This window comes from Ruminococcus sp. OM06-36AC, assembly GCF_003438725.1.
In the GTDB taxonomy this organism is placed as follows: Bacteria; Bacillota; Clostridia; order Oscillospirales; family Ruminococcaceae; genus Ruminococcus_C; species Ruminococcus_C callidus.
Map to the genome: position 1 here is coordinate 169,556 of NZ_QSTT01000004.1, position 23,967 is coordinate 193,522.

Genomic DNA, 23,967 nt, shown 5'->3' on the forward strand with positions numbered 1-23,967 from the left:
TATAACAGTCCGATTGAAATCACAGAAACGGAGGAACTCTATTTGAATATTCCACAGAAACTGGCTGCCGAATTTCAACTGCGGCAGGAACAGATCGACAATACCATTGCCTTGCTGGACGACGGCAAGACGATCCCGTTTATTGCACGGTACCGGAAAGAGCGTACCGGCTCGCTGGACGATCAGGTGCTTCGTGCCATTGACAACCGGCTGCAATACCTGCGGAAGCTGGAACAGCGGAAAGAAGAAATCTGCACGGCGATTGAAGCACAGGGCAAGCTGACACCGGAACTGGAAGAAAAGATCCGCGGTGCAGAAACACTGGTGGAAACCGAGGACTTGTACCTGCCCTATCGTCCCAAGCGGAAAACACGGGCATCTATGGCGATTGCCCGCGGACTGGAACCGCTGGCACGAATCCTCATGGCACAGAATCCCCGGACGAATCCGGCTCAGGAGGCAGAAGCTTTTTTGCAGGAGGAAGTGCCGGACACTGAAGCGGCATTGCAGGGGGCAATGGACATTCTGGCGGAGGAAATGGCAAATGATGCCGACCTGCGAAAGCAGATGCGTCGGCTGGTGATGTCTGCCGGAACGATACAGTCCCGTGCCACAGAGAAAGATGCGGATACGCCGTACCAGAACTACTACGACTATGCAGAGCCGGTGAAACGCATTGTGGGGCACCGGATCCTTGCCATTGACCGCGGCGAACGGGAGGGTGCTCTGAAAGTGGCAGTTACGCTGCCGGAAGGACACGGGGCTTCGCTGCTGATTCAGAAGTTCGTGAAGAACCAGAGCCCCTGCGGCAAACTGGTGCAGACTGCCGCAGAAGATGCATTCCAGCGGCTGCTGTTTCCGGCGGTGGAACGGGAAACCCGCAAGGCTCTGACAGAGCAGGCGGCAACGGCGGCAATCGGCGTGTTCTCGTCCAATCTGCGGCAGCTGCTCATGGCGGCACCGCTGAAAAACCGCATCGTTCTGGGCGTAGACCCCGGCTATCGTACTGGCTGCAAGCTGGCAGTGGTGGACGAAACCGGCAAGGTACTGGACACCGGCGTGGCACATATCACCGTCAGCAAGGGGGCTTCGCTGGAACGGGAAAAGGACGTGATCCGAAAGATGCTGCGGAAGCACCACGTGACCGCGGTGGCAATCGGCAATGGCACGGCTTCCAGAGAGTCGGAAGCGGTCGTGGCGGAACTGCTGAAGGAACTGCCTTATTCCGCGGCGTACATGGTGGTTTCCGAGGCAGGGGCTTCGGTATATTCTGCGTCCAAGCTGGCGGCGGAGGAATTTCCGGAGTATGACGTTTCCCTCCGGAGTGCCGTTTCCATTGCCAGACGGTTACAGGATCCGCTGGCGGAACTGGTGAAGATCGATCCGCAGGCGATCGGCGTGGGACAGTATCAGCATGACATGCCCAAGGCGGAACTGTCTGCCGCACTGGACGGCGTGGTGGAGGACTGCGTGAACCATGTGGGCGTAGACCTGAACACGGCTTCGTTTTCTCTGCTGTCCCACATTGCCGGCATCAACCAGACCATTGCCAAGAACATCGTGACATACCGGACGGAAAACGGGGCGTTCACCGACCGGAAGCAGCTGAAAAAGGTGGCAAAACTGGGCCCGAAGGCATTCGAGCAGTGTGCCGGATTCCTGCGGGTGTCCGGAGCCAAGAACCCGCTGGACAATACAGCAGTGCATCCGGAAAGCTACGGGGCAGCAGAGCAGATCTTGCAGGAGTGCGGTTTCCGGCTGGCAGACATTGCCGGACAGGACCGCAGCGAGATCGGTGCCATTGCCAAGCAGCACGGCATTTCTGCCATTGCGAAAAAGGCAGGCGTAGGCGAACCCACTGTGCGGGACATTCTCAAGGAACTGGAAAAGCCGGGGCGTGACCCCCGTGACGAACTGCCGCCGCCGCTGCTCCGGAGTGGGGACATCATGGAACTGAAAGACCTGAAACCGGGCATGGAACTGGTGGGCACTGTGCGGAATGTCATTGACTTTGGCTGTTTCGTAGACGTGGGCGTTCATGAGGACGGACTGGTGCACATCTCCCAGATCTGTGACCGGTTCATCAAGCACCCGCTGGAGGCTGTCAAGGTCGGCGAGGTGGTGAAAGTCTGGGTGCTGGACGTGGACTTGAAGCGGAAACGCATCGCCCTCACCATGAAGCCGCCGAAAAAGGGATAAGAGGTGTTACATGCGAAACGGAAAAAAAGTCGTTTCTCTGCTGCTGGCAGGGGTGCTGGCGGTGTTGTCGTGCAGCTGCGGCAATTCCTCTAAAGAGGAGAACAGCAAGAAGGAAGCCGACAGCAACCCCCGCACTGAAATGCGGGACGACATGACTACCAGCCAGATCGTGGAAGAAATGGGGCTGGGCATCAATCTGGGCAACACACTGGAAGCCTGCGGCGACTGGATCGACAGCAGCGGCGGGGTAAACAGCTACGAAACTGCATGGGGCAGCCCGACAATTACAGAGGATATGATTGCCGGCTACGCTGCCGCCGGTTTTGATTCGGTGCGGATTCCTGTGGCGTGGTCGAATCTCATGGCAGAGGACTACACCATTGCACCGGAACTGTTAGACCGTGTGGAAACGGTGGCACAGTATGTGCTGGACAACGGCATGTATGCGGTGGTGAATCTCCACTGGGACAACGGCTGGATCGCAGGATTTTCCACGGACTATGACACCTGTATGGAAAAATATACCCGTATCTGGGAGCAGGTGACAGACCGGTTTGCAGATTACGGCGACCACCTGATTCTGGAGTCTATGAATGAAGAAGGCTGTTTTGACGATCTGTGGAACCGCTACAGCGGCTCTGATGACGGCAAGGCGGAGGCATACGGCATTGTCAACCGCATCAACCAGCAGTTTGTGGATCTGGTACGCGGTTCCAGGGGAAACAACCCCAAGCGGCATCTGCTGATCGCCGGTTATGCCACTGACGTAGACCTGACCTGTGATGAAGCCTTTCAGATGCCGCAGGACGAAGCCGGACGATGTGCGGTTTCGGTACATTATTATACGCCGCCTACGTTCTGCATTCTGGAAGAAGATGCCGACTGGGGAAAAGCCAAGACCACATGGGGCTCACCCAGAGATCAGAGGATTCTGGAAAACGACATGGACAAGCTGAAAAGCCGGTTTCTGGATAACGGCGTGCCGGTGATCATCGGGGAGTACGGCTGTTCCACCAAGAACAAGACGGAAGAAATTGTCCGGACATTCCTCACCGCGGTGGCACAGGCGGCGTATACCAAAGGTATGTGTCCCATGCTGTGGGATGTTACCGGTGTGTTCTATGACCGGAACAACTGCCGTATGCTGGACAGTCAGCTGGAACAGGATTTGCAGGAGATCGCCGCCGCACCCCGTGACGGCGTTCACAATGCTTCCGGAAATTGACATTTGAAAAATGCAAAATTCACCGGCGTGTCGTATCAGATTAGCAAGTTGTTTTTCACTGGTAATTCGAGATTTAGAAAAAATGCACAAAAACAGAGTGTGCTTTTATTGGTGCTGTATAAAAATATGTGGAAAATAAAAAAAATACTTGCAAAATAACGATAAATATGCTATGCTGGTATATGGAGAAGTAGGGTGCAGGAAAGCACTGGGCGGATTTCAGAGGACAAATCGCACGGCTGTACAATTTGAAAGCGGAAAGGGGGACGTGAAAAACAGTGCGGCGGCATTCGTTTTTTTGAAATGCCAAAAGCTTCTCTGCACACAACCAAGCGGCAATACGCCGCATCAATTCAAGAAAGGAAGAATGATAATCATGAAGATGAAAAAGTTTCTTTCATCTCTGACAGCTGGCGTAATGGCGGCAACGACCATTTTCACCAGTGCATTGGTGACCCCGATGATGTCCCTCGCTGCGACAGCGGCAGATGATGCACCGATTGCGTTTCTGCACATTCAGAGTGGCGATGGCGACTGGTCGCTGAACAATTATAAGGCAGGAACTGGAACTGATGCTACGATCGATAAGAGCGGCTCTTATGAAGTTTCTGTAAAAAGAGGCAACTGGGGTGATGCTCTGAGTTCCTACAATTTCTTCGACCTGTGCGTTCAGGATCCGGATCTTTACGGCGGTAAATCTCTGTATAAGAAGATCACAATTGATTCTGTAAAGATCGGTGAAACGACTCATGAACTCAATCAGGAATATACGACATTTACTCCGTCTTCTGTACAGTCTGCATCTGATGAGTGGGATTTCACCTGCAACAAGCTGGCAATTGATTCCACTGGCTGGGATATGCCGGCAGCAGGCGAAGTGATTTCAGTTAGCTTCACAGTAGAGCTGGCAAATGAAGTCACCACTACCACAACAACCAGCGAAACCACTGCGGAAACTACCGCGGAAACCACGGTTGCTTCCAGCGAAACTACTGTTGCTTCCAGCGAAACCACTGCAACCTCTGCTGTCACTACAGCGACTACCGCAGAGGAAAAGGGCGTGAAAAAGATCACTGTCGGCAAGACCTACAGCGAACTGCTGAAGGATGCACAGAAGGCTGACCCGAAGGAAGGCATGATCGGCTGGAAGTGGGCTGACTTTGGCATCACCAACAGCAATGTTGTCAAGAAGGTCGTTGTCAACGTTTCCTCTGATAAGGAAATCGGCACATACAACTATATGTTCGGTTCTTCTACACAGAAAGCACCGGATTATTGGACACAGACCACACAGGAAAACAAAACTCTGGGCAAGTCCGGCGAATTCACCTGGGACATCACCAAGACTGTGGACGCAACCATTCAGAAGGAATATGATGGTTCTCTGAAGTTTGGTGCCTGGGGCGACGGTACCTATGAGGACTTCACTGTAGATTCTGTTGTGATTTACACAGATGATGCAACGATCACTACGACTGCTGCAACCACTGTGACCACACAGCCGACCACTACAGTTTCCGCAAAGTACACCAAGGAACTGACTCCGAAGGCAGAGGAAGACAAGGGTACTGACGGCAAGGCAAGCAACACCAAGGTTGAATTTGATCCCATGGGTGCATACAAGGCAATTGCTTACTACACCGTAAAGACAAATGACAAGAACACCAGCGGTGCGTTTGGCACATGGAACGACAGCCTGCCGGAAGGTGAAGAATGGCAGAGCACGGAATTCAAGGATCTGGCTGTACCGGCAAACAAGCAGGTCATCGTATCTTATGATATTCCGAAGACTGTTGGTGAAACTGTACAGTTCATGGTTTATTATCCGAAGTTCGGCGATGTGACAATCGACAAGATCGTACTGTGCTTCGACGAAGATCCGGATCAGACCACCACTTCTACAACTGTGACCACTGAAACAGTTGCAACCACAGAAGAAAGCACCGTTTCTGCAACGACAGAAGAAACTACTGTTACTTCCAAGGAAACTACTAAGGAAACTACTAAGGAAACCACAGTTACAACTGTAGTTACCACAGCTGACACTACAGCAAAAACCACTGCTTCTACTTCGACAGAAGCATCTGCTGAAACCAGCAAGGCTACAGAAACTTCTGCATCTGCTGCAACAACCACAGCAAAACAGACCACTGCTACAAAGGCAGACACCACTGTTGTAACCACTACCAAGTCCATCGGCACCACCACGACAGAAGCTCCGAAGGGCAAGGGCATCATCTTCAAGGTAGACGAAGCACAGGTCAAGACTGCAAGCAACTATGCAAAGATCCCGCTGTCCGTTCTGGTTGAAAACTATGTGGACGCACAGGGCTTCAACTTCGCTCTGGAAGTTCCGGAAGTTACTTCCAAGATCCTGACGATCTACAAGAACCCGAAGAACAAGAAGGACTATGGTTATAGGGACGTTTATGTCAGCGGCGACCTGGCTCCTTCTCCGCAGAACCTGAAGGGCTATGAGGCAAACGGTCAGGATATGAGCGTTGAGCCGTCCAAGCGTTGGATGTATTTCCAGTGGACTTCCAGTACCAGCACGATCACGATCAGCGGTGACAAGGTGATCGACATCAACTGCACCATTGCAGAAAACGCAGTGGACATCGCAAAGGAATACGGTCTGGAACTGCAGACAGATGAAAACGGCGACAGCTACTATCTGTTCCCGGTAAACTTTGCAGAGTATCAGAAGGTAAACTGGGACTTTGAGGGTACACACGGCGACGGCTATCTGGCTCCGAACCGTCAGTACATTGACGAAAACGGCACAGATATTGCGACCACTGATGTAGTTTACTACAACGGCGGTATCCGCGTTTACACAGATGCACAGACTGAAACCACTACAACTGACACGACTACCACAACCACTACCACAGAAGAAAAGGACATCAATCTGGACATTGACGAAGTATTCGTATATCCCAGTGAAAAGGATGCCACTTCTCTGAAGAACTACACTCTGGGCGTGAAGGTAACTGCCAAGGAAGGCGTAGACGCAACCAGCTATGGTATCAACTGCGTTGTCAACCTGCCGGAAGCAACCGCAAAGCTGTACACCATTCCGTCCAAGCTGCTGAAAAAGAGAGCATTTGTTGTCAACGACTTCGGCAGCGGTATTCCGAATGCAAATGATTTCATTGCATACAAGGACGGCACTTCTACCATTACTGACGGCAGCGACCGCTGGATCCGTTTCATTGGTGCACGTTCTGCCGAAGGTGCAACTGACCCGACAAAGATGAATCAGGTATTCCGCATGATCTTCAATGTGCCGGATAAGGATACTGTACAGGCACTGGCTGACGAATATGGTCTGACACTTCAGACTGGTGAATACGATGGCAAGACTGTTGAGTACTATGAGTTCCCTGTAGACTGGGCACCGAATGGTTCTGACAAACTGCCCAGCGGCACCACGATGGTAGATGTCAAGCGTTTCAACTACCTGAACGGCGAGGGCGTAACCGGCGAAGACATCTTCGACGAAATGGTTGGTCTGAAGGACGGTGCGATCCGCGTAATCATGAATGATGTAGTGGAAACCACTGAAACAACAACTGCTACAACTACAACTACTACAACAGCTACCACCACTACAACTGCAACCTCTGCGGCAACGACTACTACCACAGAAGAACCGCAGACTACAACTGCTACAGAGGCTACGACTGTCACCACCACAACTGCAGCAACCACTACAACAACGACTGCTGCTACAACCACCACTACCGAAGAACCTATTGTAACAACTACCAAAGCAACTACCACTACCACTACTACCGAAGCAACGACTGTTACTACTGAAGCAACAACTGCTACGGCAACCAGCACCAGTGCAGGTCCGACAACCACCAGCACCAGTGCAACAACCACTACTGTAACAGAATCTGAAACAACTACTACAAAGGCAACTACAACTGCTACAACAGAAGAGCTGCCGGACTTCAGCAAGAAGACCACAGCTTCTACAACAGAAGAGCTGCCGGACTTCAGCAAGAAGACGACTACCAGCACAACTACCACAACAACTACTACTACAGAAGAAACCACGGAAGCAACTACTGAAGCAACCACTGAAGAAACTACTACCACACCGGCAGCTGTTTCTTCTACTACAGAAGCAACTACCACAGAAGCTACGACAACTGTTACAGAAGCAACCACTACCACAGAAAACACGACAGCTTCTACCGAAGCTACCACTACTACAGAAGTAACCACCACGACTGCAGAAGCAGAACTGGAAATCGAAGTAAATCCGGATGCAAACTTCTATCTGTCTATTGACGGACGCAATTTCAACGCTGCTGACCTTGTGAAGTCTGCAACTGTAAACGGCGAGAGCGTCATGGACGATCTGACCTTTGGTGCAGAAAGCCCGAAGGCACTGTTCGACAGCGAAGGCAAGGCATATGTAGATACCGACCTCGATATCCTGTATAAGGGTGAAAAGGTTGCTACTGCAAAGGTTTACATCGGCGTAAAGGGCGATACTGACTTGTCCGGTAAGGTAGAGGCTACTGATATGTACTACAGCAGCTACTACATTGCAAGACAGGGTGCTGGTATTAAGGATGCAAAGCTTCTGGACGGCACAGAGCACGCACAGGATGAGAATCTGGAGAAACTGTCCTTCTTCCTGACGGATATTGATACCGAAAGCAAGGCAGGAGAGAATTCTGCAGACGGCAAGCTGGAAGCAACTGACATCTTCTACCAGGCATACTATGTTGCTCTGGTTGGTGCTGGTCATAAGAGCACTACCTGGGACAATCCGGTTTGCCCGGATCTGAAGAACCTGAAGGGCTCTATGTGGGCTGAATAATCAGATTCCCTGATTTCGAACGCGTAAGCGTTTCTGACAACAAGGCTATGACAGCATAAGAAAAACCCGATGCGGGAGCATTCCCGTATCGGGTTTTTGTTTGCAAGCGTAAGGCGGGATTTGCTTCAATTTTCAAGGCCGAGGCTTTGCTTTTTTCGAATTCTGTATCGAGATAGAAAAAATCACAAAGAATGCTTGCAAAATCGTGAAAAATCGGTTATACTGAATAGTGGAGAATTGTAGGAACGCAGATTGCCGCTTTCGGGGAACCAAGCTTTACACAGCAGTTCTCCGAAAAAGCGATTTGAGAAAGGGGCATCACATTGAAGACAATTGAGGAGGCTCGCAGACTGCTGCAGTCGGAAGAATTCATGCACATCGCGGCAGTACTTGGCGGCGGTGAAGATCTGGCGGAAGCTTATCGGAACCGGCTGATGTGTGCCATTGACAGTTTTGTGCAGCTGTACGGCAGCGGTCGGGAAATTGCCATTTTTTCTGCACCGGGACGGACAGAACTGGGCGGAAACCACACCGACCACCAGCGTGGTCACGTACTGGCGGCAAGCATCAATCTGGACGTGATCGCTGTTGTGGCAAGACGGGAAGATACCACGATCCGGGTGCATTCAGAGGGCTTTCCGGAAGATGAGATCTCTCTGGAAGAACTGGAACCGGTAACGGACAAAAAGCCTACAGCAGCAGAACTGATCCGCGGAATCGCTGCCCGCTTCAAGCAGTACGGATGTCCGCTGGAAACCGGTTTTGATGCATACACCACCTCGCAGGTCATGGCAGGCTCTGGTCTGTCCTCATCAGCGGCTTTTGAGGTTCTGCTGGGAAATATCTGCAATGCTCTGTATGCCGAAAATCGGTTCACACCGGTAGAACTGGCACAAATGGGACAGTATGCGGAAAACGTGTATTTCCAGAAGCCCTGCGGGTTAATGGATCAGATGGCTTCGTCAGTAGGCGGTGCTGTTGCCATTGACTTTGCCAATCCGATGCTGCCGGCAGTGCACCCAGTTGCATTTGACTTTTCCAGAACTGGTTATGTACTTTGCATTGTGGATACCGGCGGAAACCACGCAGACCTGACAGCGGAATACGCTGCGATTCCGGCAGAAATGCAGGAAGTGGCAAAGTATTTCGGCAAGGACGTTCTGGCGGAAGTTCCGTCGGCACAGGTGCTGCGTTCCATTCCGGAACTGCGGAAAGCCTGTGGTGACCGTGCAGTGCTCCGTGCGATGCACTTTTATCGGGAGGACGGACGGGCACAGGGCGAATCTGATGCACTGGATCGGGGCGACTTTGAGGCGTTCCTGCACCTGGTACAGAACTCCGGACAGTCTTCCTATTGCCTGCTGCAAAACGTCTACCCGTCCTCCGCACCGGAAGACCAGCCCATCTCCATTGCCCTTGCAGTCGGCTCGGCAGTGCTGGGCGGCAGGGGAGCAATCCGTGTACACGGCGGTGGCTTTGGCGGAACAGTACAGGCATTTGTGCCGGCTGTGCTGCTGTCCCAGTTTCAGGAGGGTATGGAATCCGTTCTGGGAAAGGGCTGCTGCCACGTGCTGCGAATTCGTTCCGTTGGCGGCATGACTGTATTGATATAAGGCAGCATTGTGCTTTTGTGCAGTGCTGCTGAAAGTTTGCCTTTCAGGGCAAACTGATAGGAGGGAAAATTCCCTCTCCATTTGACAGAAATTGAAAGGAAGCGTAAAGTAACATGGGAAAAATTCTGGTCACTGGCGGTACCGGCTTTATCGGCAGTCATACTTGTGTGGCATTGATCAATGCCGGCTATCAGGTCGTGATTATGGACAATCTCTGCAATTCAAAGGTGGAGGCAGTTGCCCGTATCGAGATGATCACCGGAAAGCACGTGCGGTTCTATCGCACAGATATGCGTGACGAGGAGGACATGCGGCAGATTTTTGAGGACAACAAGATCGATGCCGTAATTCACTTTGCCGGTCTGAAGGCAGTTGGCGAATCGGTGGAAAAGCCGCTGGAATACTACGAGAACAACATCAGCGGTACACTCTCCCTGCTGCGTGTCATGCGGGAGTATCACTGCAACGTGATAATTTTCTCCTCCAGTGCGACCGTTTACGGCTGCAACAATGAGGCTCCCTACGTGGAGGAAATGCCGACCTCTGCAACGAATCCCTATGGCTACACCAAGGTCATGATTGAACAGATTCTGCGGGACGTTTGCACTGCCAATCCGGAGTTCACGGCTGTGGCTCTGCGGTACTTCAACCCGATCGGTGCTCACATCAGCGGTCTGCTGGGCGAGAATCCCAACGGAATCCCCAACAATCTGGTGCCCTATGTGGCACAGGTGGCACTGGGCAAGCTGGATCATGTGCGGGTATTCGGTGATGACTACGACACGCCGGACGGCACTGGTGTGCGGGACTATATCCATGTTATGGATCTGGCAACCGGTCACGTGGCAGCCGTGGCATACGGACTGGAGCACCGTGGCTTTGAACCGATCAATCTGGGTACCGGTCACGGCAGCAGCGTGCTGGACGTGGTGCATGCGTATGAAAAGGCATGCGGCAAGAAGATTCCGGTAGAGATCACGGAACGTCGTGCCGGAGATATTGCCACCTCGTATGCAGATCCGTCGAAAGCAAAGAAACTGCTTGGCTGGGAAGCAACTGCGGATTTGCAGCAGATGTGTGCCGACAGCTGGCGTTTCACAAAGCAGAATCCCAATGGAATGTGAGAAGCTGCTTTCGTAATCCGTTTACGAAAATGCGTTCCCACAGAAAGGAATACATATGACAGGCAGATTCGGAAATGCGATCGATAATTTCCTGATTATCATGGTTGCTGTTGCCGTGGTGCTGCTGCTGGTGGTGATGCTGGGTTCTCGGCAAAGCCCGTTCCGGCAGAAGCTGAGCCGGCTTCTGGTACAGAATCCAAACACTGCCGACAAACGGCAGTCGCTGGAGTTTAATCGGGAATATTATATCACAGGAGAAAGAGCAATGCGTAAACCAAACCGCGGAAAAAATCCACCCCGTACTGTGATCGCTGTTCTGGTACAAAAGGTAGATGAACGCCGCAGAACCATGGATCCCAGCGGCACTTTGAAACTGTACAACGAATACTATGAGTTGATTTTCAAGACCCGCAAGGGTGATGTGCTGCATATTGTTACCAGCAAAAAAGCGTATATCGAAACCCCGTTTCATCAGCAGGGACAGCTGACTTTTCAGGGGGATCGTCTGATCCGGTTCCAGTATCCGGAGGGAGAAGTTACCGAAGACGAAGCAGCATTCACCAGCATGATGCCGGCAGTACGCCGCGGATAATACAAAAGGCAATACCGCACAGTTTTGTGCCGTGCTGCCATAACAAAAAGCGTACCGTTTCACAAGAAAACGGTACGCTTTTTTCGTTGTTATAGTGGCTGCGGTTTACGGGACGATCATAACCGGAGTGTTGATAGTGACCTTGTCATAGATCTTTTTGGCAACGTCCAGCGGCAGGTTGATACAGCCGTGGGAACCGTTGTTGATGTAGATGTCACCGCCGTAGGCACTGCGGTTCAGATCGTGCAGACCGATGCCGGTATAGGTGACGGGCATCCAGTAATTTACCCATGTTTCATAGCCCTGCACTGCGTAAGTCCCCAGCTTTCGCGGAGATTCTCTGGACCATACCTTGTATGCTCCCGGCGGTGTGGCACGTGTCGGATCGGATTCCTTACCGGTAACCACATCGGACTCCAGGAACAGTTCACCATTGACATAGTACCACAAGTGCTGGTGGCAGATGTCCACTTCAATGTAGGTGTTTCCGGTGTAGGTAACGCCGGCGTTGGAATTCATGCGGAATCCCTCTACTTTATATACCGGTTCAATGGTTACTGCCTCGCCGGCTTTGATGTAATCTACCAGCTTTTCCACAGTGGCAGAAACATTGGTTTTCCAGCCGTAGATGCCGTCAGAACCGATTGGCAAGGTAATCTCTCCGTCTTCGGTGGCTTTGAACTTGAAGTTGTAGCCGGTCACTAGTGTGTCGTACTTGTCAGCGATATGTTCCTGCACCCATGCGGAAGCTTTGTCGGTGTCTACAGTGATGTCATCGCCGTCCGTGGTGATCCAGTCCATGATAGTAGCGTGATCCAGCTTTTCCGTGCCAACCGGATCGAAAATTTCCTCGCGGTCAGTCATGTCATAGGTGATCTCTACAGCACCGATCTTGTTGTACAGTGCCAGTGTAGGCTCCAGACTTTCCGCAGTGACAGCTGCCTTTTTGTAGCAGTCGCTGTCTGCCATCTGAATGGTATTGTTGCCCTCCCGCATCTGTGCGACCGTGTAGTCGGACAGCTTCTGGGTGTCTACCATGTTGCCGTTATCTTCCGGCTGAATGGTAAAGGAACCGTCCTCGTTCTGGACAACCTTGGCATCGGTGGGCGGTACATTGCCCCAGTCATAGGCGGCGATCAGGCTGACCAGTGCATCTTCCGAGTAGGAATCCTGCATCTTGACTGTATACTCGGTTTTGGAGAACAGCTTCCTGAACCAGAGGGCGTGACTTTCGTCTGCCGGCTCTGTCAGAGCGTTGTCCGGCAGGGTAACGGTGCAGCCGAATGAGGAGCCCTTGAAGGTGATCGGGTCGCCGCTTTTGGGAATGAATGTCAGCCCCATATCCTGTGCGGTATTCAGAACTGCGTCACTGGCTTCCTCCGCGGTCATGCCGCCGATGTCCACGCCGTTGACGTAAGTTTTAGGAAGAAACTTGCTGTGATAGACAGCCAGTCCGGCGATGTAGCTCAGCAGGAGTACAGCCAGCACGGCAATACCAATGATGATGCAGATCTTTCCGGCGTTGGACTCCTCCCGCACTGGTTCGTAATGTCTGGGCGGTGTAGGGCGGGGCGGACGCTGTGCTGTTGCCACGTTGCCTCCGGAACGCTGCTGTTGCTGCGGCTGCGGTGCACGCTGCTGCCGCGGCTGGTCATAGGCATAGCCGGAAGAAACGGCATCATGGATCTGCCGTGCCTTGTCCGAACGGGTGCGTTCCGAAGCGGAGCCGTTTTCAGGGCTGCGGGAAGCCGGACGATTCTGTCCGGAAAAGCGTTCAGAAGACGGCTTTGGCGATGACGGCTGAAATTCTGTTGCCTCTTTTGCAGCGAGAGAAGCTTTGATTTTTTCCCGCATTTCGTCTTTGGTCAGATGCTGCTTGGGAGCATTTCCGGCAGGGGATTGGTCTTTATTGTTCACTGTCATCTTTCCTTTCTTCCATGGTACGAGGGCTGTGCGGAATACAGCATCATTGAACTTCACCGCATGTCGGCGTTCCGAGTATGTTGACAAACTGATGACAGCTGCGGTCAGTCCGAAGACAGTAGAACCTCTGTTTCTGGAAAAATTAAAAAAATATTACATTGAGAGAAGCGGGCTCTGCAGCGTGGATATTCGCCAGAGCCATTCTTTATTATTATACCCACTGGATTTCTGTTTGTCAACACTTTTCGACATGAAATATAAATTGTAAACATCCTTTACCGATTTGTTTCCAAATGCACATTGAAATTTTATCGGCGGGCTGTTGTAATGTATGCGGAAAATCAGTCATATATTCTGTTGCTTTATACAATGAAAATAAACAAAAAATGCAAATATGTTGTGTAATGTGCACACTGAAAACATTGCATTTTTGTTGAAAAAGCAGATTGACATTATAGGAAAATAGGCGTAAAATGAAGGTGGAAATTGGGTGGGAAAATGTGCCACCACAATGTGAGCTATCCACCACAATTTGAGCAATAAGGAGAAATATTCCGGGCAATGAGGCTTCCGGAAATTTTTCAGCTGATGTCCGGTGTATGCACACATCGGACGAACAGGAGGAATGAATGATGAAGAACAAAAAAATCGGAACCAGTATTCTGGCATTTCTGCTGGCGGCGGCCACTGCCGCAGCCGGTGCACAGCCGGTTCTGGCAGCAGATCTGGGAACTGTAACTGACAACGTTCCGGCGATTGTGGCAGCCAGTGCTTCGGTGTCTGTGATCGATGCCAGCGGCGACCTGGAAGCTGCCTATGCGGAATGGGGTGCTGTGTCCAATGCGACCGGCTACAACGTGTATATCAAGCCGGCAGGCGGCAGCTACACGCAGCTGGATACCATGCTGGTACGCCAGTATCCGGATCGCTTCCGTGCTGATGCAGTGGGTCTGAAAGCCGGCAGCTACACCATGAAGATCGTGCCGGTGATTAACGGCAAGGAAGATGCTTCTAAGGCAGCAGAAACTGCGGGACTTCAGGTAGAGGCTCACGACAGAAGCGGCTTTGGCTTTGTAGAGGGTACTTCTTCCGGTGCATACAACGAGGACGGCACGCTGAAAGCAGATGCCATTGTGGTATATGTCACCGATGCCAACAAGGACACCGTGACGGCAAGCATTGACTCCACCGGCAAGGGTGCGACCGATGTGACTGGTGTGCAGAACATCATTACGGCTTATAAGAAAAATAAAGAAAAGCGTCCGCTGTGCCTGCGGTTTATCGGCAACATCACCGATCCGGCAGACATGCCCAAGGGCGATCTGATGATCGACACCGCAAAGGCTGGCATCACCGTGGAGGGTATTGGTACCGATACCGTATTCAACGGTTTTGGTCTGGTCATGAAGAACTGCTCTAACGTAGAGGTCCGCAATATCGGCTTCATGAACTGCAACAGCAGCGAGGGCGATGACTGCGGCTTGCAGCAGGGCAACGACCACATCTGGGTGCATAACTGTGATTTCTTCTATGGTGATGCCGGTTCAGATGCCGATCAGGTCAAGGGCGACGGTGCACTGGACACCAAGACTTCCACCTATGTAACACATTCCTACAACCACTTCTGGGATAACGGAAAGTGCAACCTGCAGGGCATGAAGACAGAAAAGGAAACCAACTATGTGACCTATCACCACAACTGGTACGATCACTCTGATTCCCGTCACCCCAGAATCCGCACCTGCTCCGTACACAGCTATAACAACTACTTCGACGGCAATGCCAAGTACGGCATCGGCGTCACCAAAGGAGCTTCTGCGTTCGCGGAAAACAACTACTTCCGCAACTGTAAGAACCCGATGATGAGTTCCGGACAGGGTACTGATGCACTGGGTGAGGGTACATTCTCCGGCGAAACCGGCGGTATCATCAAGGCTTGCGGCAACTATATCGAGGGTGCTTCCAGCTATATCCCGTATTCGCAGAACAGCACCTCGTTCGATGCCTATGAGGTTTCCAGCCCGTCTGAAAAAGTACCGGACAGCGTCAAGACGGTTTCCGGCGGCACAGGCTACAACAACTTCGATACCGATTCCAGCATCATGTACAGCTACAAGGCAGATGCAGCGGCTGATGTGCCGACTATCGTTACTGCCAAGGCCGGACGCGTACAGGGCGGTGATCTCCAGTGGAAGTTTGACAACTCCGTGGACGATACCAGCTATGCGGTCAATCAGGCATTGAAAGACGCTCTGGTCAATTACAAGTCCTCTATCGTGGCGATCGGCAGCGGCTTTACCGACAGCACCACAGATCCGGTTGTCACCACTGAGGAAACCAAGACTACTACAGTGACCACCACCGTCAGCGTGTCCAAGGATACGACCGCAACGGCTCTGACCACTGCTACCACCAAGAACACCACGCCTACCACACCGGACGTGCCGGTGGCAGGGGACATCTTCTGTTCGCCTGCCGGTACCGGCAGCGGTTCTTCCGAAAAGGATCCGGCTTCTGTTACCGATGCGATCTCCAAGCTGTCCGCAGGCCACACCATTTATCTGCTGGGCGGTACATACAAGTTCTCGGAAATGATCCTCATTGACGCTCAGAACAGCGGTACTGCTAATGCAATGAAGACGATCAAGCCTTATAACGGTGCAGATGTGGTGTTCGACTTCTCCGGACAGGGCGATGCAGACGGCAGCAAGCGTGGCATTGTGCTGGACGGTGACTACTGGCACTTCTATGATTTTGAGATCACCAAGGCAGCCGATAACGGCATGCTCCTCTCCGGCAACAACAATAAGATCGAACGCATGGTATTCAACGACAATCAGGACACTGGTTTGCAGCTGTCCCGTTATAATACCAGTGCAGCAACCATTGCAGACTGGCCCAGCAATAACCTGATCCTGAACTGCACTTCCAAGAACAACTGCGACAATGCCAGCATGGAAAATGCTGATGGTTTTGCAGCAAAGCTGACCTGCGGCGAGGGCAACGTCTTTGACGGCTGTATGGCATACAACAACAGTGACGACGGCTGGGATCTGTTTGCAAAAAGTGCTACCGGTCCTATCGGTGTTGTCACCATTCAGAATTGTATTGCATTCCGCAACGGCTTTACGGAATTCGGCGAGGGCTACGGCAATTGCGACGGCAACGGCTTCAAGCTGGGCGGCTCTGGTATCGGTTCTGCACATATCTTGAAGAACTGTCTGGCATTCGAGAACCTTCACTGCGGCTTCACCGATAACAATAACCCGAAGCTGGGCAGTCTGACCAACTGTACCGCAGTCAACAACAATGGCGAAGGCAAGGGAAAGCCGAACTTCTCCTGCTATCGCTGCACAGATCCGGGTGCAATCTTTGAGAATATGATGTCCTATTATGATGATTCTGTATTTATGTCTGACGCAAAGCTGAAAGGCGGTGCTTCTAACGACAAGTATGTTGGTACTTATGAAAACGGCGTGTACTACAACAGCGGCTACTATCAGGTAGATGCAAAGACTGCGATCACAAACGGTGCGAAGATCGGCACAAAGCTTTCTGCGGCTCCGGCAGCTTCTGACTTTATCACAATGGCAAAGGCTCCGGAACAGGGTACCGATTTTGATGCTGTATGGAGAAATGCAGACGGTTCGCTGAATCCGGGCGGTTTGTATGAAACTGCGGATTCCAGCAGCTATAAGACAATGGGTTACCATATGTATAACGGCAGCATTGTCGTTCCGCCGACAACAACCACAAGCACTTCTTCTGAACAGCAAACCACCACTACTACTACCACAGCAGTACAGCCCACTGAAACCACAACCGGTTCGGAAACTTCTGCAAAGACCAGCGAAACTTCTGCGCAGCCGACAGAAACTGCTGTAAAGACCAGTGAAACTTCCGCACAGCCCACTGAAACCACAGCTGCTCCGGCAACTTCGGATACGGCGGACACCACGGAACATTCGACTGCCACTACACCAGTCAGCAGCGGCGACAGCAACACAGAAACCACGCAGACCACCGCTTCGGAAGTGACCTCTCAGTCCCTGTACGGCGATGTGAACTTGGACGGCAAGGTGGATATTACCGATGCAGTTCTGCTGAACAAGGCGGTTGCCGGTGTGGTAACGCTGAACGCCAGCCAGCAGAAGAATGCCGACTGCATGGCGGACGGAGAACTCTCTACCAATGATTCGACAGTTCTGCTGCAATTCCTGGTACGCATAGTTACCTCCCTGCCGGTAACGGAATAACCGATTCTCCGGAAAAGAAATAGATCTTTATTCTGCAAATGGCAGCCGATGTTTTCGGCTGCCATTTTTGCGTGAAAAGCAATTCCGCTTTTTTCGGTTTTTTTGTACAATTTGACTTGCTTTTTTTTACGGGATATGTTATACTATAGACAGCACCCATGCCGGATTTGGAAGTCTGACATGGAAAAGTGTTTTCATTTCTATCCCTGTCGCTTCCGCTGCCTGCGGGCACGGCGGCGTTTTCGGGCGATAAATTTTAGATGAGGTGAATCAAATTGTCACAACTGAAAAAACCCACAATCAAAAACCCTGATCTGGTTGCCGCAATGGCGGAATTCAAAAAACAGCAGAGCGTACAGACCGAAAAAGAAATGCTGGACGCAATTGCAGCAGCATCGTTTATTGCTCCGATCACGTTGCAGAACAAGCTGAACGAGGTAGAACCGGACGAGAATGGTCAGCGTCACATGGAGGCTTCTCTCATGGCTGTTTCCAACAAGGACGGTGTAAAGTTCTTTCCGGCTTTCACCGACTGGCTGGAATTCCTGAAGTGGAAGAACGATCCGGACGCGGACACAATGGTAATTACATTTGACCAGTACTGCGGGATCCTGCTGAAGCAGGGTGTCGATGTCAGCGGTATCGTCATCAATCCGGCAGAAACCAACATCGTGATCCGCAAGGAAAAAATGGCAGAGATGAAGGGCGTTTCTCCGGAGGCAGAACAGCCGCAGGAGGCTCCGAAGAAGAACAACATTCTCCCGCTGTTTGGCTGCGAAAAGGTCACCAATCCGGAAGTGATCGTTGCCGCAGACCGTCTGCGTCGGGAAAACAACGAACCTGCCCGCAACAATATGTTTGAGGCAATGCGGAAAGCACGCTTTGTGGCTCCGGTGCTGATGGAAGTGCCGAAGGAAGTTAAGGCTGGCGAAAAGGTCAATGCACAGGCAGAGTTCATCATGCTGAATCACGAGGGCGGAAAGTACATGCCGCTGTTCACCAGCCTGTCGGAACTACAGAAGTGGAACGGGGCACCGGACTGCAAGGCAGTTCCTATGAGCATGGCAAACTATGTGGCAATGCTGTCTGATCCCAAGAGCACAGCTGCCGGCATCGTGCTCGATCCGTTCACCATGGGGCTGGCATTCAGCAAGGAGCAGGCAATGAACATTCAGCCGCGTCTGGCAATGCGGGATATTGACTCCACTCCGGAGGGCATGGAAGACGACCTGAAAGCATACTTTGCAGAAAATGCAGATGTCAAGAAAGCATACATCGATGGTGTCAAGGCGAACAACACAGACGGTTTCGTGGTAGTTCTGGAACTGGAAAACGAAAACAATGTCCGTGAGATCGCTGACCACGTGGCAAAGGCAATCAACAAGTATGGTTCCTGCGTAGTGGCTCCGATCAGCTCGCCGATCGGCAAGAAAGTGCTGGAAAGAAAGACTGCTTTCTACGAAGCTTGAAAATTACACACATCGGAGCAGTAAAAGGAAATGCTGATCCGGTAATTTGGGGGCGAAAAAATTTTGGGAAGGGAAGAAAAAATATGTTAAGAAAGAATCGAAAAAGATGCGGGCTGCTGGCAGGGACACTGGCATGTGCAGCTGCGGTGTCGGCGGTCATGCTGCCGATGCACTGTGAGGCGAAAACGCCTGTGATCGGTGCGAAGCAGGTGGGCGTGGCATACTTGCAGCTGAATGGGAACACCGTCAGCTCTACGCTCAACCTCTTTACGGACGGGCAGAACACGCTTTCGTGTGATGTGGCTGCCGTGCAGGAAACGGATACGCTTACGCTGGTAGTTGACAATATCGATCCCACGCCGCTGGGCGACAGCAGTACGACGCTGACCATTGATTCGGTACAGCTGAACGGCACAGAAACCGGAGCCAAGCTGCGGGACGGTGACGGACTGCTTAGGGTGTCCAAAACGGATATGGGATACGCTGCCGGTGCAATTACCGGCTTTGTCGGCACGTTTACCCCGTTGCAGTCGGAACTGGAAACCAATCAAATTACTGTGACATTTACGCTGACGAATCTGACGGCTGCTGTAGAGGGAACTACGGCGGAGGTTGCCACAGGTACGACCACGCTGACAACTACCACCGCGGTGACATTTGCGAATGATGCAGGCGGTTCTGTAACCGCTGGGCAGTCATCTTCCGGCAGCGGAAGCACGTCCGGCACAAAGGGGAAAAACGCTTCTCCCAAGACCGGCGATATGGAAATCTACGGTGTGTTCGCAGTGCTGGCAATCAGCGGCGGCATCGCATTCTGGGCAAAGAAAAAGGGATAAAAACCAACCTGTTCTGAACCCTCTCTGAAAGAAAATCAACCCCCTGTCCTCGCGGCAATGGCTGCAAGGGCAGGGGGTTTTTGTGATATTTTGATTTTAGGCAATACCGCACAAAGAGCGTCTGGCGACTTTGCACGCCATCTGCTTGCAAATTTCCCGTCATATTGCCCAGAAATCCCTTGCCATACGGCAGTATGCCTGCGGAATTTCTAGGCAATCTGCCGAAAAATTTGACGACGCATCTGTCGTACAATCTTTGTGCGGTATTGCCTTTAGAAAAACTGCCGGAAAGCCGTGGGCAGGGAAATCTCCTTGGTAATTTCTGCCGCAGTTTTCCAGACGAATTGTTCGTCCTGTCTGGCACAGGTGAGGTATACGCCGTAGAGTTCCCATTCCACATGGGTGAAGATGTGTTTCCGTTCCACCGTCTGCGTCAGATCCGTGGGCTTGCAGTGCCAAGCACTGGCCTGGGCAATGGCTTCTTCGGCAGTGCAGATGCCGGCAACATTGGGATATTCCCAAAGCCCGTGGAGCAGCCCCTTGGCAGTGCGTTTCCGGAGGGCGAATTTCCCGTCGCATTGCAGCACAAAAACGGTGTACTGTTCCTGTCGTCTGGCTTTTTTGGCAGTCCGCTGGGGCAGCCGCAGAGCATCGCAGTACTGTCTGCCCAGACACAGTTCCGACAGGGGACAGGTTTCACAATGCGGCTGTCCGTTGGGCACGCAGACCGTGGCTCCGATTTCCATAAACGCCTGTGTCAGCGTGCCGCAGTGTTCCGGATTGTCCAGATAGACCTGCCGCAGCAGGGCAGTGACAGCTGCCTTTTGTTCCGGCCGGTCGATCTCACAGAAGTGGTTCATCACTCTGGCGGCCACCCGCAGCACATTGCCGTCTACCGCTGGCGTAGGCAAACCGTAGCAAATGGAACAGACTGCACCGGCGGTGTAATCGCCTACGCCAGCCAGTCCGCGGACTTCCTCCCATGTGCGGGGAAACACGCCGCCGTACTGCTCCTGAATCGTCTGTGCTGCCTTTCGCAGATTCGCTGCACGGCTGTAATAGCCCAGCCCCTCCCAGCACTTGTTGACCTGATCCTGTTCCGCTGCGGCAAGTGCGGCAATGTCCGGAAAGGTTTCCAGAAACCGTGCGTAATAGTTCTTGACGGCTTCCACCCGCGTCTGCTGGAGCATGATCTCTGACAGCCAGATGCGGTAAGGCTCCTGCGTGTGCCGCCAGGGGAGATCCCGTGCATGCAGCGGATACCACGCCAACAGCGGCTGTGCTGTTTGCAGAAGTGCCTGTTCCTGCATGGCTTTCCAGCAACGCATGCGGTGGATCACTTTTTCATAGACCGGCAGCATGTGGGGCTCTTTGCAGATTTCCGGCAGCTGTTCCACAGGGATCCACTGTACCGCAGTGTTTTCGTCCGGCTGGATCCGCAGCGTTTCTTTCTGGTCGGCAATGATGCCGTAGGTGACGTTATAGTGCTGATGTGCCGGAACGGGAACGCCCTTTTTCTGATGTGCTTTGACAGGGAGAATGTCCAGCGAGAGAATGGCTCCGGTAAGGGGATAGGGTTTCTGAATACCGGTTTCCTCTTTTGCCTCCCGCACGGCTGTCCAGAGAAAATCACTGGAACCGTCAGCGTGTCCGCCTGTCCATGCAAAGGAATCGTAGATGCGGTGGTAGACCATCAGCACCTGATCCATTGCCGGATTCATGACGAAACCGGAACAGGTGAAATGGCTTTCCGCGTGGCTGCGGTAGAGCAGCTGTGTGTCGTACTGTTCCGCCGCAAGGAGTATCTCGTTCCGGTCGCGTCGTTCCTGTTCAGTTTCGGGCGTATAGGCAGCAAGACGTTCTTTCCAGTCGGTCACATCTTGTTCCTGCATGACGTTTCTCATGTTGTTTGTCCTTTCTTTTGGATAACCCCGCACAAAGCCGATTCGCAAACCTTGTGCGGGGTTATCATTACTTTGCCGGCAGCAGAATCGTAATTTCCGTACCGTGTCCCAGTTCGCTGCGGAGAGAAATGGTGCCGTTGTGGCAGTCTACGATGTGCTTGACGATAGACAGCCCCAGTCCTGTGCCGCCACGCTGTTTCGAACGGCTTTTGTCCACCCGATAGAACCGTTCAAAGATCCGGCTCTGTGCCTGTAGGGGAATGCCGATGCCGTTGTCTGCAATGACGATTTTCGCCTGTGTGCCGAGGTGCTGTATGGTGATCGTCACGGTGCCCTCCGGATTGTTGTACTTGATTGCGTTATCAATGAGGTTGATGAACAATTCCCGTATGTAGCCCTCGTTGCTGTGGAGCAGCAGACAGTCGCCCTCCAGCCGGACGTGAATTTTGTTCCGCTGAATCTGCGGCTCCAGAATTTGCAGGGCGTTCTTTGCCGCAGCTTCCAGTGCCACCGGTGTGTTCAGCATTTCCGTGTGTTCCTCGATCTCCGACAGGCGGATAATGTCGTTGATGAGAAACAGCAGGCGTTCGCTTTCCCGTTCGATCATGGCACCGTACTTGGCAACGTCTTCCTCTTTGGTGATCATGCCGCTGCCGAACATTTCGCCGAATCCCTTAATGGTTGTCAGCGGTGTTTTCAGCTCGTGGGAAACGTTTGCGGTGAATTCCTGCCGCATCTTTTCCGCCTTGACGTTGTAGGTCACATCGACCAGCAGCACGATCGTGCCGAAAATGCCGCCCATTTCCACGCGGGTGATGTACGCCCGAATATACTTGCCGTCGATCTTCAGCAGCTGCCGCACAGAGCAGCCCTTGTGCAGTTCACTGTCTTCCGGCAGCAGTTCATGCTGAGGTGCTGTTTTGGATTTTCGCAGTGCGTCCAGAAAGTCCTGATTGTTTGTCAGAATGAAAATGGATTTGTTGTCCCAGCTTTCCTTGCTGATGTTCAGCAGTGCCGTTGCCGTGCGGTTGGCAAGCTGGATCTTGTCGGAATCGTCCAGAATCAGAATGCCCTCTACCATGTGCTCCTGAATCAGCCCGATGATATCCCGTTCGTGGTGCAGCTCTTTCTGCATGCGGTTCATTTCGTTTTCCAGCTTTCCAAGAGCCTTTTGACTTTTCTTGTGCTGATGCTGTGCCTGCTGTTTCTGGTGCAGATACAGAAAAATAAAAATTGTCAGCAAAAGAGCCGTTGCCGCAGCAAATGCCCAACCGAGCCATTCCATAATTACCCTCCGATCTTATAGCCGTAACCCCGTACTGTGTGAATGAGATTGGTACAGCCGGCAGCCTCCAGCTTTTGCCGCAGCGTCTTGACATGAGCGTCCACAGTTCTGGTTTCGCCCTCATAGGAGAAGCCCCAAACCTGTTCCAGCAGCCGGTCGCGGGAAATGGCAGAGCCGCGGTTGCGTACCAGATAGGACAGCAGTTCGAACTCCTTATAGGTGAGAACGATCTCCGTTTCCAGATAGACCACGGTACGCTGGTTCAGGTCAATGGTCAGGTCATGGGCAGAGAGCACCTGCTGCTGTTCCGGCTTTTGCACATGGCTCCGCCGCAGCACCGCCTTGACGCGGGACAGCAGTTCCATGATGCCGAATGGCTTGGTGATATAATCGTCTGCACCGTTTTCCAGTCCGGTGACCTTGTCGATCTCCGAGGACTTCGCCGAAAGCATGATGACAGGAATTTCCGCCGTTGCCGCATCGGATTTCAGTCGTTTCAGAATCGAGATGCCGTCCTCGTCCGGTAGCATGATGTCCAGCAGGATCAATGCCGGCTGTTCTTCCTGTACACGCTGGAAAAAGCTTTTTCCGTCAGGGAAGCCCTTCGCAGTATAGCCGCCGGACTGGAGAGCACAGGTGATGAGTTCCCGAATGCCGGTGTCGTCTTCCACACAAAATATGTTTGCCAAATTACATTT

Annotated in this window: 13 protein-coding genes; 9 read left to right on the plus strand and 4 right to left on the minus strand. The window is 52.3% G+C overall.

Annotated elements, in window-relative coordinates:
• The first annotated feature begins 42 nt into the window (after positions 1-42).
• The 6 genes from DXB92_RS05625 to DXB92_RS05650 all read left to right on the plus strand — a co-directional run bounded on the left by DXB92_RS05625 (position 43) and on the right by DXB92_RS05650 (position 11,596).
• A complete protein-coding gene (locus tag DXB92_RS05625) occupies positions 43-2,199 on the plus strand; it encodes a Tex family protein (protein ID WP_117733008.1) in 2,157 nt (718 codons plus the stop codon).
• A 10-nt stretch (positions 2,200-2,209) separates the two neighbouring features.
• The gene (locus tag DXB92_RS05630; RefSeq protein WP_117733010.1) at positions 2,210-3,424 is read left to right on the plus strand and encodes a glycoside hydrolase family 5 protein; all 1,215 of its coding nucleotides are present in this window, start codon (positions 2,210-2,212) and stop codon (positions 3,422-3,424) included.
• A 376-nt stretch (positions 3,425-3,800) separates the two neighbouring features.
• Positions 3,801-8,267 carry a DUF5620 domain-containing protein gene (locus DXB92_RS13560; RefSeq protein ID WP_181976926.1) on the plus strand — a complete coding sequence of 1,489 codons (4,467 nt, stop codon included), beginning with the start codon at positions 3,801-3,803 and terminating at the stop codon, positions 8,265-8,267.
• Between the two features lie 323 nt (positions 8,268-8,590).
• Positions 8,591-9,880: a galactokinase family protein gene (locus DXB92_RS05640; RefSeq protein ID WP_242986606.1), complete on the plus strand. Its 1,290-nt coding sequence runs from the start codon at positions 8,591-8,593 to the stop codon at positions 9,878-9,880.
• A 113-nt stretch (positions 9,881-9,993) separates the two neighbouring features.
• On the plus strand, positions 9,994-11,004 hold the full coding sequence (gene galE, locus DXB92_RS05645) for a UDP-glucose 4-epimerase GalE (RefSeq protein ID WP_117733012.1): 1,011 nt from the start codon (positions 9,994-9,996) through the stop codon (positions 11,002-11,004).
• A gap of 55 nt (positions 11,005-11,059) precedes the next feature.
• Positions 11,060-11,596, plus strand: a complete 537-nt coding sequence (locus DXB92_RS05650; RefSeq protein ID WP_117733014.1) for a DUF2500 family protein — start codon at positions 11,060-11,062, stop codon at positions 11,594-11,596.
• A gap of 105 nt (positions 11,597-11,701) precedes the next feature.
• Here the strand turns inward: DXB92_RS05650 and DXB92_RS05655 are convergent, their stop codons facing one another.
• Entirely contained in the window at positions 11,702-13,519 is a 1,818-nt protein-coding gene (locus DXB92_RS05655) for a L,D-transpeptidase (RefSeq protein ID WP_117733016.1), read from the minus strand.
• Between the two features lie 629 nt (positions 13,520-14,148).
• Between DXB92_RS05655 and DXB92_RS05660 the strand changes: the two genes are divergently transcribed.
• The 3 genes from DXB92_RS05660 to DXB92_RS05670 all read left to right on the plus strand — a co-directional run bounded on the left by DXB92_RS05660 (position 14,149) and on the right by DXB92_RS05670 (position 20,080).
• Positions 14,149-17,775, plus strand: a complete 3,627-nt coding sequence (locus tag DXB92_RS05660) for a dockerin type I domain-containing protein (protein WP_117733018.1) — start codon at positions 14,149-14,151, stop codon at positions 17,773-17,775.
• 275 nt (positions 17,776-18,050) lie between these two features.
• Complete coding sequence (locus DXB92_RS05665; protein ID WP_117733020.1) at positions 18,051-19,244, plus strand: enhanced serine sensitivity protein SseB C-terminal domain-containing protein; 1,194 nt, start codon at positions 18,051-18,053, stop codon at positions 19,242-19,244.
• A gap of 83 nt (positions 19,245-19,327) precedes the next feature.
• Positions 19,328-20,080, plus strand: a complete 753-nt coding sequence (locus DXB92_RS05670; RefSeq protein WP_117733022.1) for a hypothetical protein — start codon at positions 19,328-19,330, stop codon at positions 20,078-20,080.
• 272 nt (positions 20,081-20,352) lie between these two features.
• On the opposite strand, the gene mutY is transcribed toward DXB92_RS05670, so the two are convergent.
• From mutY to DXB92_RS05685, 3 genes are all read right to left on the minus strand, one after another.
• Complete coding sequence (gene mutY, locus DXB92_RS05675; protein ID WP_117733024.1) at positions 20,353-21,984, minus strand: A/G-specific adenine glycosylase; 1,632 nt, start codon at positions 21,982-21,984, stop codon at positions 20,353-20,355.
• Positions 21,985-22,051: 67 nt separating this feature from the next.
• Positions 22,052-23,269, minus strand: a complete 1,218-nt coding sequence (locus tag DXB92_RS05680) for an ATP-binding protein (RefSeq protein WP_021680383.1) — start codon at positions 23,267-23,269, stop codon at positions 22,052-22,054.
• Positions 23,270-23,271: 2 nt separating this feature from the next.
• On the minus strand, positions 23,272-23,958 hold the full coding sequence (locus tag DXB92_RS05685) for a response regulator transcription factor (RefSeq protein WP_084194290.1): 687 nt from the start codon (positions 23,956-23,958) through the stop codon (positions 23,272-23,274).
• Positions 23,959-23,967 lie beyond the last annotated feature (9 nt).